Origin of the sequence: Kitasatospora sp. MAA19 (genome assembly GCF_029894125.1) — a bacterium.
Classification (GTDB): domain Bacteria; phylum Actinomycetota; class Actinomycetes; order Streptomycetales; family Streptomycetaceae; genus Kitasatospora.
Map to the genome: position 1 here is coordinate 118,035 of NZ_JARXYZ010000012.1, position 12,988 is coordinate 131,022.

A 12,988-nucleotide genomic window follows, 5' to 3' on the forward strand; every position below is an offset into this window, starting at 1 on the left:
GGCGCCTCCGGGCGGGGGTTCCCCACTCTACCGGGGTGCGCCGGACGGGCTTTCGGCCCGGACGGGCGGAGCCGTCCGGGCCGATGGGGGCAGGCGGGTGGTCGGGTGGCCGGTCAGCCGTCGAGGCGGCCGACCAGGTCGTAGCCGGCCTCGTCGATGGCGGCGGCGACGGCGCTGTCGGCGAGCGGCAGGGTGCTGTCGACGGTGACCGTGCCGGTGGCGAGGTCCACGGCGACGTCGGTGACGCCGTCGATCTTCTTCAGCTCGGCGGTCACCGAGGTGACGCAGTGGCCGCAGGTCATGCCCTTCACCTGGAAGGCGGCCCGTCCGGCGATCCCGGCGTCGGGGGTCGCGGTGGCGCCGGTGCCGCACGAGCCGCAGCAGGAGGTGGCGGTCTCGGTGGCGGCGGACTCGACGGTGACGGCGGTCTCGGTCATGGGTGTGCTCCTGTCGTCAGTGCCCGGCGCCGGCCGCAGGTGCGGTCGGCTGCTTCGACCGAGAACATACCATACCCCCCTAGGGTAATCTGGAGTCCGAATCCGAACACCTCCGGACGGTCTTGGCCGATCGTCAACCAGCCCTTGTGGCGCTCTCGTTGCGCCCTGCCGGGCAGGGTGGACGCGGCCGCCCGCGTCCCGGGCGGCCGGCCCTGACCGGCGACCGACCCCACCACCCGAGGTGACACCCCATGGACCACACCACCCGCCCCGGAGCACGTGGCCCGCGCGGCCTGCGCGAGATCCTGGCGGCCGGCGAACGGACGTACTCCTTCGAGTTCTTCCCCGCCAAGGACGACGCCGGCGAGCGCGCACTGTGGGCCGCGATCCGGCGGGTGGAGGCGGTCGCGCCGACCTTCGTCTCCGTCACCTACGGTGCGGGCGGCTCCTCGCGCGACCGCACCATCGAGACCACCGAGCGGATCGCCGCCCAGACCACCCTGCGGCCGGTGGCCCACCTCACCGCCGTCGGCCACTCCACCGCCGAGCTCCAGGCCGTCCTGCGGCGCTATGCGGACGTCGGGATCCGTGACGTCCTCGCCCTGCGCGGCGACCCGCCGGGCAATCCGAACGGCGCCTGGGAGCCGCATCCCCGGGGCCTGCGGCACGCCGCCGAACTGGTCGAACTGGTCAAGGACTGCGGCGCGTTCACGGTCGGGGTGGCGGCCTTCCCGGAGCGCCACCCGCGCTCGGCGGACTGGGCGGACGACATCCGGCACTTCGTCGCCAAGTGCCGGGCCGGCGCCGACTACGCCGTCACCCAGATGTTCTTCGAGGTCGAGCACTACCTGCGGCTGCGCGACCGGCTCGCCGAGGCCGGCTGTGACACCCCGGTCATCCCGGAGATCATGCCGGCCACCGACGTCCGCCAGATCGCCCGCTTCGCCGAACTCAGCGGTGCCTCCTTCCCGGCGGGCCTGGCGGCACGGCTGGAGGCGGCCCGCGGGGACCGGGTGGCGGCCCACCGCATCGGCGTGGACCACGCCACCCGGATGGCCGAACGTCTGCTCCAGGAGGGCGCGCCCGGCCTGCACTTCATCACGCTGAACCGCTCCACCGCCGCCCTGGAGATCCACCGCAACCTCGGGCTGGACCGCTCCGGGCCGCGACCCGTCCCGCGCCCGTCCCCGTCGGCCGTCCCCGCGTCGCAGGCCGTCGCGACGGCGGCGGCCCGGCCACTGATCGGCGGCCGGGCCTGACGAGGGGCCGGCCTGACGGGGGAGCGTCCGGCCCGGCGGGGCGCGGTAGGTTCATACCCCGTATGGGTATATGGTCCTCGGCGCTGGCGAACCCGTGGCACCAGGGAAGGCGGACCCACCATGCACGCGATCCTGCACGCGCTGTCCATCGCCGGATCGATGACCTGGGAGATCACCTGGGCGCTGATCCTCGGCTTCCTGCTCTCCGCCGTCGTCCAGGCCGTCGTCCGCAAGTCCACCGTCGTCCGGCTGCTCGGCGACGACCGCCCCCGCACCCTCGCCGTGGCCTCCCTGCTCGGTGCGGCCTCCTCCTCCTGCTCGTACGCGGCCGTCGCGCTCGCCCGCTCGCTGTTCCGCAAGGGCGCGAACTTCACCGCCGCGATGGCCTTCGAGATCGCCTCGACCAACCTGGTCGTCGAACTCGGCGTCATCCTGGCCCTGTTGCTGGGCTGGCAGTTCACGGCGGCCGAGTTCATCGGCGGTCCGGTGATGATCCTCGTCCTCGCCCTGCTCTTCCGGCTCCTGCTGCGCGACGGACTGCTCCGCGAGGCCCGCGAACAGGCCGGCCGCGGCCGGGCCGGCTCGATGGAGGGCCACGCGGCGATGGACATGTCCGTCGCCGGGGAGGGCTCCTTCGCCCGCCGGCTGCTGTCCCGGCAGGGCGTCACGTCCGTCTCGCACGTGTTCGTGATGGAGTGGGCGGCCATCCTCAAGGACCTCGTCCTCGGGCTGCTCATCGCCGGTGCCATCGCCGCCTGGGTGCCGGACTCCTTCTGGCGGGCCTTCTTCTTCGCCGACCACCCGCTGGCCGGCAAGCTGTGGGGCCCGCTGATCGGCCCGCTGGTGGCGATCGCGTCCTTCGTCTGCTCGATCGGCAACGTGCCGCTCGCCGTGGTGCTGTGGAAGGGCGGGATCAGCTTCGGCGGGGTCGTCGCGTTCATCTTCGCGGACCTGCTGATCCTGCCGATCCTGAACATCTACCGGAAGTACTACGGCCGCCGCACGGCCCTCTTCCTGCTCGGCACCTTCTACGCGGCCATGGTGGTGGCCGGCTACGTCGTCGAGTTCCTCTTCGGCGGCCTCGGGCTGGTCCCCGACCAGCGCGATGCCGAGATCCCGATGTCGGGCATCGAGTGGAACTACACCGCCTGGCTGAACCTCGCCTTCCTCCTGCTCGCCGCGGCCCTCCTCGCCCGCTTCCTCCGCACCGGCGGCCGCGACATGCTCCGCATGATGGGCGGTTCGCCTGACGCCGCCGCCGCGGACGGACACGGGAACGGCCACCACTGACGCGGTGCCGGGCGACCCGCCGGGGATCGCCCGGCGCCGGGTGGCCGCAGGGCCCGGGTGGTCATCGACGCTTGCCCTGTATACCCCTAGGGGGTATAAATGAACTCAGCGCCGCAGGATACCCCTCCCGGGTATGGTGCCGAGCACGACGGCGTGGACCCGCGGACACCCTCCGCACGCCCTGCACGACGACTGTCACGAGGAGCAACGATGACCACCCAGGCACCCGCCTCCACCGAGGTGGAACTCTCGATCGGCGGCATGACCTGCGCCTCGTGCGCGGCCCGGATCGAGAAGAAGCTGAACCGGATGGACGGCGTCTCGGCGAGCGTCAACTACGCCACCGAGAAGGCCAAGGTCGCCTTCGACGAGGGCGTCGACGTCGCCGACCTGATCGCCACCGTCGAGGCCACCGGCTACACCGCCGCGCTGCCGAAGCCACCGGTCGCCGACGCCCCGGCCGGGCAGGGCGAGCCGCCCGACGAACTGGTCCCGCTGCGCCAGCGGCTGTTCACGGCGGTCGCCCTCGCGGTGCCGGTGATCGCGATGGCGATGGTGCCGGCCCTGCAGTTCGACAACTGGCAGTGGCTGTCCCTGGTGCTGGCCGCGCCCGTGGTCACGTACGCCGCCTGGCCGTTCCACAAGGCCGCGTTCACCAACGCCCGGCACGGCGCCGCCACCATGGACACCCTGGTCTCGCTCGGCACCGGCGCCGCGTTCCTCTGGTCCGTGTGGGCCCTGTTCCTCGGCGACGCCGGGATGCCGGGCATGCGGCACGGCTTCGAGCTGACCATCGCCCGCAGCGACGGCTCGTCGAACATCTACCTGGAGGCGGCGGCCGGCGTCACCGCCTTCATCCTGGCCGGCCGCTACTTCGAGGCCCGCTCCAAGCGGACCGCGGGGGCCGCGCTCAAGGCCCTGCTGGAGCTGGGCGCCAAGGACGTGTCCGTCCTCCGGCGGGGCCGCGAGGTCCGGATCCCGATCGGGGATCTGGCCGTGGGCGACCGGTTCGTGGTGCGGCCGGGCGAGAAGATCGCCACCGACGGTCTGGTGGTCGAGGGCGCCTCGGCGGTGGACGCGTCGATGCTCACCGGGGAGTCGGTGCCGGTGGAGGTCTCCGTCGGCGACGGCGTCACCGGTGCCACCGTCAACGCGGGCGGCCGCCTGGTCGTCGAGGCGACCAAGGTCGGCGCGGACACCCAGCTGTCCCGGATGGCCCGGCTGGTCGAGGACGCGCAGAACGGCAAGGCCGCCGCGCAGCGCCTCGCGGACCGGATATCCGCCGTCTTCGTCCCGATCGTGATCATCCTGGCGGTGGCCACCCTCGGCTACTGGCTGGGCACCGGCGAGGGCTGGACCGCCGCCTTCACCGCCGCCGTGGCCGTGCTGATCATCGCCTGCCCGTGCGCCCTGGGCCTGGCCACCCCGACCGCGCTCATGGTCGGCACCGGCCGCGGCGCCCAGCTGGGCATCCTGATCAAGGGCCCGGAGGTGCTGGAGTCCACCCGCAAGGTCGACACCATCGTCCTGGACAAGACCGGCACCGTCACCACCGGCCGGATGACCCTGCTCGCGGTGCACACCGCCGAGGGCGTGGCCGAGGCCGAGGTGCTGCGCCTGGCCGGCGCCCTGGAGCACGCCTCCGAGCACCCGATCGCCCGGGCGATCGCCACCGCCGCCGCCAAGGCCGGCGAACTGCCCGCGGTCGAGGGCTTCGAGAACGTGCCGGGCCTGGGCGTCCAGGGCGTGGTGGACGGCCACGCGGTGATCGCCGGCCGGGAGGCGCTGCTGAACGACTGGTCGCAGTACCTGCCGCAGGGCCTGGCCGAGGCCAAGCGCACCGCCGAGGCGGCCGGCCGTACCGCGATCGCGGTGGGCTGGGACGGCGAGGCCCGGGCCGTCCTGGAGGTGGCGGACGCGGTCAAACCGACCAGCGCCGAGGCGATCGCCCGGCTGCGCGGCCTGGGCCTGACCCCGGTGCTGCTGACCGGCGACAACCGGCTGGTCGCCGAGGCCGTCGCGGCCGAGGTCGGCATCGCCCCGGAGGACGTGATCGCCGAGGTCATGCCGCAGGACAAGGTCGCCACCGTCAAGCGGCTGCAGGCCGAGGGCAGGGTCGTGGCCATGGTCGGCGACGGCGTCAACGACGCGGCCGCGCTCGCCCAGGCCGACCTGGGCCTGGCGATGGGCACCGGCACCGACGCCGCGATCGAGGCGGGCGACCTCACCCTGGTCCGCGGCGACCTGCTGGCGGCGGCCGACGCGATCCGGCTCTCCCGTCGCACCCTGGCCACCATCAAGGGCAACCTGTGCTGGGCGTTCGGCTACAACGTCGCCGCCCTGCCGCTGGCCGCGGCCGGGATGCTCAACCCGATGATCGCGGGGGCCGCGATGGCCTTCTCCTCGGTCTTCGTGGTCGGCAACAGCCTGCGGCTGCGCCGCTTCCGCTGAGCCGCCACCCCGTGAGCCGTATCCGCTGAGCCCGCGCCGACACCCCGAGGCCCTGGAACCGAACCCGGTTCCAGGGCCTCGGCGTCACGTCAGCCCTGCTCGGGCAGCCCCACTGCCTGCCACCGGTACGCCGCGTCCTCCTGCCAGCACTGCAACTCGCCCTCCACCACCGCGGCCAGGCACAGCCGCCAGTCCTCGCCCATCGCGAGTGCGACCCGGGTGGCCGGGCGCAGCGTCGGCCGCCACCAGCGCGGCCGCCGGGAGGCGCCGCCGGCCGGCAGCCGCAGCCGGACGCCGCCCGCGCCGGCCAGCGCCACGGTCGGGCCGCCCCGGTGGCCGGCCATCGCGATGCCGAGGGAGGGTTCGCCGTCGCCGATCTCGGGCGCCGGTCCGGCCGTGCCGAGGGTGTGCAACTGGACGGAGCCGTCCGGCCGCAGCGTGGCGGCCTGTGGACCGGCGGAGGTCCGGGCCAGCGCCCCGGCGCGCAGCGCGCCGGGCGGCCCCAGCGGGACGGGGCGCTCGGCCGTGCCCGGCCGCCAGCTCAGCACCCGCTCGCGGTGCTCGACCAGGACCAGCCAGGACCCGGCCCGCTCCTCCAGCGCGGCGAGCACCCGGTCGGCCGGGCAGCCGGGCAGCTCCTGGCCGGTGAGGGTGAGGCCGGGCGCCCAGCGGTAGGAGCGCAGCGCGCCGCCGGCCGCCGTCCAGACCGTCATCTCCCCGGCGGAGTTGACCGCCCCCGCGAGCCCGCTGACCCCGCGCGCGGCCTCCCACCAGCCGGCCGCGGTGCCGACCCAGAGCGTGCCGCCGCGGTCCTCGGCGCAGACCACCAGCTCGCCCGCGCGCCCGGCCCAGCCGGCCACCAGCTCCCGTACCGCGCCGGGCCCCTGACCGGCCGGCAAGCGCTGCCCGCCGTGCCCGGGGCCGGCCAGTGCCGTGCCGTCGGCGCCGCCGGTGACCAGCAGCGGCCGGCCGGCCCGGTCGGGCAGCACGGCCAGGCCCGCGGTCCGCGCCACCGGCCGGTGGGAGCGCAGGAGTTCGCGGCCGCGCGCGACCCACGGGCCGAGCGGGGAGGGGCGGCGGTCCGGGTCGCGGGCCAGCGGCTCGCAGGCCCAGCGCGCCAGCTCCTCGCCGTAGCCGGCGGCGAGCAGTTCGGCGCGGGCCTGCTCGGCGGCCAGCCGGTGGTCGAGCCGGCCGTGGTCGGGCAGCAGCAGGGCGCGGGCGAGGGTGCCGACCGCGAACAGGTCCTTGGCGGTGGTCGGGAAGCCGCCGACCTGCTCGGCCTCCGGCGGGACGTGCCCGGGGGTGAACACCGCGACGGTGAGGGTGTGGTCGAGCGGGGCCAGGAAGGTCAGGTCGATCAGCTTGACCTGGCCCTGCGCGTCCACCAGGACGTTGGCGGGGGAGATGTCCCGGTGCACCCAGCGCTTGCGGTGCAGCTCGTCGACGATCCGGCAGAGCCGGGCCAGCACCTCGGCCACCGCCGCCGGCCCGCCACGCTGGGTGCGGCCCCAGGTGTGCAGCGGCACGCCCTCGACCCAGGGGGAGATCTGGTAGCCGAGCAGCCCGCCGGAGGGCGCGGCGCCGGGCCGGTGCGGGGAGGGCCCGAGCAGGAAGCTGGGCACCACCAGGTCGGTCACGCCCAGGCGGTGGGCATTGTGCGAGACGTCGTCCCAACGCCCGAGCCAGCGACGCACTTCGGAGGGGTCTCGCTCCAGCATGATCTTCGCGGCGACCAGCTCCTTGAGCCCGCTGTGGCCGGTCCGCACCGCTCGCCACACCTCGGCCTCGCCGCCCCGGTGGTGGAACTCCAGGAGTTCGTACTGCTCGGGGTCGAACTCCGGTCCGAACCGGAGCCCGGGCACCCAACGCGACTCGGACACACAACCCCCGACTGACCCCTGTTGGCTTGTCACCGACGCTGGGCCGGTCCTGACGCGCTGCTGTGCTGCTTCGTACGTGCTGCTTCGTGCGAGTGGCCTCGTACGTCGTGCGTCCTGCGTGCTGTTTCCCGTGCGCTGCCCAGGATAGTGCTCCTTTCTGTTCGTCTGACCGGTGGAGGGCCTATTCTGATGGGCGCCCGAGCAACATCACGACACGACGTCAACTCATGATCGTCCGAAGCTTGTTGATCATGACGGGGGCGAACTCGACGCGCAGGGGGACGGTGCATGGCGCAGCTCGCGGTGCTGTTGATCGTGGTGGCACTGGCCGGTGCGGCAGCCGTCGTACTGGTCCGCCGCCGACAGGCCCTGGACGCCGAGGCGGTGGCCAAGGCGCTGGCCGCGGCGGCCGAACGGCTCGCCGCCGGCAAGGCCCCGCAGGCCCGGCGCCGGTACGAGCGCCTCGCCCGCCGACTCGCCGCCGGCCCCGCGGAGCTGGGCCCACAGCGCGGTCTCGCCCTGCTCGGCCAGGCCGAGGCCACCATCCCCACCGGCGACCGGCCGTCCACCCTCGCCCTGCACCGCGAGGCCTTCCCGCTGCTCGCGGACCCGGCCCGGCAGGTACCCCGGTGGAGCCTGCGCCACCTCGCCGAGGAGCGGATATCCGCCCCGGACGGCGACCTCGGGCCGCTGCTCGCCTTCCTCCAGGCCGTCGCCGACGGCGCCGAACCCGGCGAGGAGGCCGCGGCGGCAGCCCGCGCCGTGGACTGGCTGCAGCGGCTCTGCCGCGAGGGCACCCCCGAGCAGCGCGAGAGCGCCACCACCCGGACCCTGGCCGCGCTGCCCGGCCGGGACTGGCCGGTGCTGGCCCGCTCCGCCCTGCTGCGCGGCACCGACCGCGCCGCCGAGGCCGAGGCCCTGCTCGCCGCGGCCGCGCCCGGCGGCAGCGGCGAACTCTGGTTCCGCTGGGGCGCCCAGCTGTTCACCCTGCACCGGGACGAACCCGCCGTCGCCGCCTTCGACGAGGCGCTGCGGCGCGGCCCCGGCGAGCCCTCCCCGTGGGTGCGCGGCCCGGCGCTGCGCACCGACAGCCTGCTCTTCCGCGGCCTGGCCCGGCAGCGGCTCGGCGCCACCGACGCCGCGTGGGCCGACCTCGCGGCCGCCGCCACCGAGACCCCCGGCGACCCCCGCCCCCGCTACGCCCTCGGCCGGCTCGCCCTGCTGCTCGGCGCCGACGACCAGGCCCGGGAGCAGTTCACCGCCGCCCTGACCGTCCAACCCTCCTTCGCCCCGGCCCGGTTCGGCCTCGCCCTGGTGCACGAGCGGGCCGCGCGCCCCGCCGAGGCGGCCGCCGACTACCGCACCGGCCTGGGCCTGGCCCCCGACTGGCGCCCCGCCCGGGTCCGGCTCGGGGCGGCCCTGCTCGCCGCCGGCGAGGCGGCCGAGGCCGAGCCCGTCCTCGGCGCCGAGGCCGACACCGAACCGGACTCCCGCTGGGCCCGGATCGCCGCCTTCCACCACGGTCTCGCCCTGGCCCGTACCGACGACCCGGCCGGCGCCCTGGCCCGCTGGGAGCCGCTGCGCGACGAGGAGCTGCGCGAGCGGCTCGCCCTGGCCCGCGACCGGCTCGCCCGCACCCGGCTGGCCGCCGACCCGGTGGCCGCCCGGGAGCTCTGGCAGCAGGCCGCCGCCGACCACCCGGCCGCCCCCGGCTACCGGGCCGCGCTGCGCGAGGCCGCCCTGCGCGAGGCCGCGCACCTGCTGGTCACCGGCCGCGACCACCCCGAACCGCGCGAGCGGGCCGCCGCCGCCCTCGCCCTCGCCGACGCCCTGCCCGGCGCCGTCACCCACCGGCAGGCCCGGCTGCGCGCCGCGCTCGCTCTGGCCGAGGGCTCGACGGAACCGCCGGCGACCCTGCTCGACCCCGCCACCGGGCCGCGCGACCGCTACCACCTGGCCGCCGTCGCCCTGCTGACCGGCCGTCCGGTCCAGACCATCGCCCTGCTCGCCCCGCTCGCCCCCGACCCGGCCGGCGACCCCGCCCTGGCCCGGCTGCGGGCGCTGCTCGCCGAACGGGCCGGCAACTGGGCCACCGCGCTGGACTGGTACCGCCACTTCCTGACCGCCGGTACCGCCCCCGAGCCGCCGCAGCCGCTTCCCGAGACCGCCGAGTGCGGGGTCTGCGCGGGCCCCGCCACCGACGCCTGCGCCGGCTGCGGCCGGGAGGCCTGCGCCGCCCACCTGCACCGCCCCGCCGACGCCGCCTCGCCGCGCTGCGTGCGCTGCGCCGCGCCCGCACTGCGCGCCGTCCTGGACTGCGCCCGCCGGGCCGGGGTGCCCGAACAGGCCGAGCCCGTCCTCGCCGCCTGGACGCAGGCGCTCGGCGACAGCCCCGCCGCCGCGCCCGTACGGCTGGACCTCGCCCTGCTGCGCGCCGAACTCGGCCGGCTGGACGAGGCCCTGGCCGACCTGCCGGAGGACCACGGCGCCGCGCGCAGCGCCGTCCTGCTCCGCCGGGCCGGCGCCGCCCTGGACGCCGGGGAGCCCGGCCGCGCGGCCGGCGACCTGCGCCGGGTGCTCACCCTCGCCCCGGGCCACCCGCAGGCCGCCGCCGCGCTCGTCCTGCTCGCCGAGCACGAGGCCCACCAGCACGCCGTCGAGGGCCGCCACCGCGAAGCCTGGAACGGCTACCACGCGTTGCTGCTCACGGACCCGGCCCACCCCCGGCTGCTGCACGCCCTCGGCCTGGCCGGCTACCGGCTGGCCGTCTCCACCCAGGAGGAGGCGGCGCCCGACGAGCGGATCTGGGCCTGGACGCTCGGCTGCCTGGTCGCCGCCCTGCACCAGCCCGACCTGTGGGCGGAGTCCGCCCGGATCACCGGCCGCCCGGTCGAACCGCCGCGGATGTCCGCCGCCCGCAGCGCGCTCACCGACCGCCTCCGCGAGGACCTGCGCGCGCTGGACCGGGCCGCCGGCCGCAGCGGCGACGAGGTCACCGCCTGGACGCTGCTCCTCGGCATGGAGGCGCACAGCGCGGACGCCTTCGCCCAGGAGGACGTCCGGATCACCCTGCCCGGCCGCCCGGCCCGACGCCTGGCGCTCGGCCCCGCCCTCGACCGACTGCTCCGCCAGGAGCCCGAACTCGCCGCCTGGGCCGCCGGGTTCGACGAGGCGGTGCGGGCCTGGCGGCGGCCGGAGAGCCCCGACGGGCACCCGCTGACCCGGGCCCTCGGCCTGTTCGGCGACCTCGGCCCGCAGCGCTACCTGCTCCTCCAGGGCCGCCAGGCCGCCGCCGTCGGCGCCCTGGACGCGGTGCCCGAGGCCGAACGCGGCGCCGGCTGGCAGGGCCTGCTCGGCGAGAGCCTGGTCAGCCAGGCCCGCGAGCACCACCGCAACCAGGACTGGCGCGAGGCCCTGGACTGCCTCACCCGGGCCCGCACCGTGCCCGGCACCGTACTGCCCGCCGACGCGCCCGCGATCGCCGCCGAATCCGGCGTACGAGCCGCCCGCGCCCTGCTCAAGAGCAGCGACGACGACCAGGCGGGCGCCACCGAACTCCTGGAGAAGGCCCTCGCGCTGGCCCCCGACCACCCCGAGGTGCGCGGCGACCTCGGCGCCACCTACGCCCAGTGGGCCCGCAAGATCAACAACGAGGACAAGGACTACCCCCGCGCCCTGGTCCTGCTGCGCAAGAGCCTCGAACTCGCCCCCGGCGAGCCGACCGCCCGGCACTTCCTGGAGGCCGCCCTCGGCAACCGGGCCAGCCAGCTCAGCCGCCCCGACGCCACCGACGCGGAGCTGGAGGAGGCCGCCGAGGCGTGGCGGGAACTGATCACGCTCAACCCGGACCCGGACCACCGGCACGGCCTCGCCTTCGTGCTGCGCCACCTCGCCCGCTCCGCCGCCTTCGCCGACCACCGGGCCCTCGCCGTCGGCCGGATGGCGGACGCCCTGCGGGCCGACCCGGAGTGGGACGGCGACGTCGAGCAGGAGGCCCCGCGCCGGGTCGCCGTGATGCTCGCCAACCACATGCTGGACAACCTGCAGGACCGCCCGTTCACGACCCAGGCCGCCATGCTGCAGAAGGCCAGGGCCTACGACGACTCGCCCGACATCCGCCGCCTGATGGTCAGTGTCTGGCGCGGCGAGGCCATCGGCCACTACGAGGCCCACCGCTACCCCGAGGCGACCCGGCTGCTGGAGGAGGCGCTCAACCTGGCCCGCACGCCGGAGGACGTCACCAAGCTGCACATCGAACTGAGCGTCGTCTACAGCTCCTACGCCGTCAACCGGGCCAACCTGCGCCAGTTCAGGGAGGCCCGCCAGCTGATCCGCCAGGCCGTCGAGCACAACCCGGACGACCGCGACCTGCGCGCCCTGCAGCGCAGGATCGGCGCGCTGCGCTGACCGCAACCGCAGAGCGGCCACCGTCGTCGTAGGTCCTGCGCCATCCCTGAGCCACCGTCAGCCGTGAGGAGAGAAGCCGCCCGCCATGCCACTGCACGAACCGTCGCCGTACGAGGTCCTGGGCGTTGCGCTCACGGCCGGCGTGCGCGAGATCAACCTCGCCGTCGGCCCGGCGATGCGGGCGGGCCGGTACACCCGCCAGCAGATCCAGGACGCCGCCGCACTGCTGCGAAACCCGGACCGGCGGCTGGAGTCGGACCTCCAGCGCCCGCTGCCGCCGGAGCCCGTCGACCAGGCGGCCGACCTGCTGGCGCCCGCTCTCGCCGAACCGCTGCTGGTCATCGAACGCCCGCCGCTGCCGCCCGCCGCCTCCCTGCTGGCGCTGCACCGGGCCGAGTCGGCGGCCGACTTCGCCGAACCCGCCCCCGGCGGCGCCGATCCCGAACCGCCCGTCCCTGCCCGCTACGCCGCCGACCTGTCCGTGCTGCCGCAGATCGAGGTACCGGAATGACCGACGCACCGCCCGCCCCCTCCTACGAGGGCCACCAGCCGCTGGAGATCCCGCAGCGCGCCCTGGAGGTCGACCTCGACCAGGCGTTCAGCCAACTGCTCTACCGGGCCTCCCTGTTGCAGCGCCTGCGGGCCGATGAGGCGCAGACCGCCCGGGCCACCCAGCGGGACCTGCTGGGCATCCTGGTCGAGGTGGACGACGCCCTCGCCGCGCTCGGCCTGGACCGTGAACTGGTGCTGCTCGGGCGCGGCGCCGGGATCGAGGCCACCCGCCGACGGCTGCTCGGACGGCTCGCCAAGGCGGGGGTGCGCCCGATGCGACTGGAGGGCCTGGCGGCGGACCCGGCGCTGACCGAGATCGTCGGCACCGAACCGCGGTTCGGGGTGGCGCCGGAGACGGTCGTGCAGACGGTGGTCACCGGGTTCTTCTGGGGGGAGGAGGTGCTGCGCCGCGCCCAGGTCGTCGTCGCCGCGCCCGCCCCGGAACCGGAGCCGGTGTTCGCCGAGGACGTCGAGCGCGCGCTCGCCCCGGAGCCCGAGCCGGGGGCGGCGCCGGACCGGCCGGGGGAGCCCGGGCCCGAACCGGCACCCGGGTCCGCGGCCGTGACACCGGAGCCCGCGGCCGTGACACCGGAGCCCGAACCCGAACCCGAAGCCGCCGCGCCGGTGAACCCCGCCCGGGCCACGACGGCCCCGCCCCGGGCCCGCCGGAAGGGAGCGGCCACGGGCGGCCGGCGCAAGCGGAAGAAGTAGT

The 12,988-nt window shown here is 76.0% G+C and carries 8 protein-coding genes; 6 read left to right on the top strand and 2 right to left on the bottom strand.

The window, feature by feature from the left end; all coding sequences use genetic code 11:
• Positions 1-113 precede the first annotated feature (113 nt).
• Complete coding sequence (locus tag P3T27_RS20025) at positions 114-437, bottom strand: cation transporter (protein ID WP_280680449.1); 324 nt, start codon at positions 435-437, stop codon at positions 114-116.
• Positions 438-688: 251 nt separating this feature from the next.
• Here P3T27_RS20025 and metF point away from each other — a divergent pair, with 251 nt between their 5' ends.
• From metF to P3T27_RS20040, 3 genes are all read left to right on the top strand, one after another.
• Positions 689-1,696, top strand: a complete 1,008-nt coding sequence (metF, locus tag P3T27_RS20030; RefSeq protein ID WP_280680450.1) for a methylenetetrahydrofolate reductase [NAD(P)H] — start codon at positions 689-691, stop codon at positions 1,694-1,696.
• A 120-nt stretch (positions 1,697-1,816) separates the two neighbouring features.
• On the top strand, positions 1,817-2,986 hold the full coding sequence (locus tag P3T27_RS20035) for a permease (protein ID WP_280680451.1): 1,170 nt from the start codon (positions 1,817-1,819) through the stop codon (positions 2,984-2,986).
• Between the two features lie 210 nt (positions 2,987-3,196).
• Positions 3,197-5,437, top strand: coding sequence for a heavy metal translocating P-type ATPase (locus P3T27_RS20040; RefSeq protein ID WP_280680452.1), 2,241 nt, complete (start codon positions 3,197-3,199; stop codon positions 5,435-5,437).
• Between the two features lie 89 nt (positions 5,438-5,526).
• On the opposite strand, the gene P3T27_RS20045 is transcribed toward P3T27_RS20040, so the two are convergent.
• The gene (locus P3T27_RS20045) at positions 5,527-7,317 is read right to left on the bottom strand and encodes a protein kinase (protein ID WP_280680453.1); all 1,791 of its coding nucleotides are present in this window, start codon (positions 7,315-7,317) and stop codon (positions 5,527-5,529) included.
• 288 nt (positions 7,318-7,605) lie between these two features.
• On the opposite strand from P3T27_RS20045, the gene P3T27_RS20050 reads away from it, so the two are divergent.
• The 3 genes from P3T27_RS20050 to grpE all read left to right on the top strand — a co-directional run bounded on the left by P3T27_RS20050 (position 7,606) and on the right by grpE (position 12,987).
• The gene (locus P3T27_RS20050; protein WP_280680454.1) at positions 7,606-11,724 is read left to right on the top strand and encodes a hypothetical protein; all 4,119 of its coding nucleotides are present in this window, start codon (positions 7,606-7,608) and stop codon (positions 11,722-11,724) included.
• 85 nt (positions 11,725-11,809) lie between these two features.
• Entirely contained in the window at positions 11,810-12,235 is a 426-nt protein-coding gene (locus tag P3T27_RS20055; protein WP_280680455.1) for a hypothetical protein, read from the top strand.
• Positions 12,232-12,987 carry a nucleotide exchange factor GrpE gene (gene grpE, locus P3T27_RS20060; RefSeq protein WP_280680456.1) on the top strand — a complete coding sequence of 252 codons (756 nt, stop codon included), beginning with the start codon at positions 12,232-12,234 and terminating at the stop codon, positions 12,985-12,987. Before P3T27_RS20055 ends, grpE begins: the two co-directional genes overlap by 4 nt.
• Position 12,988: the final 1 nt, after the last annotated feature.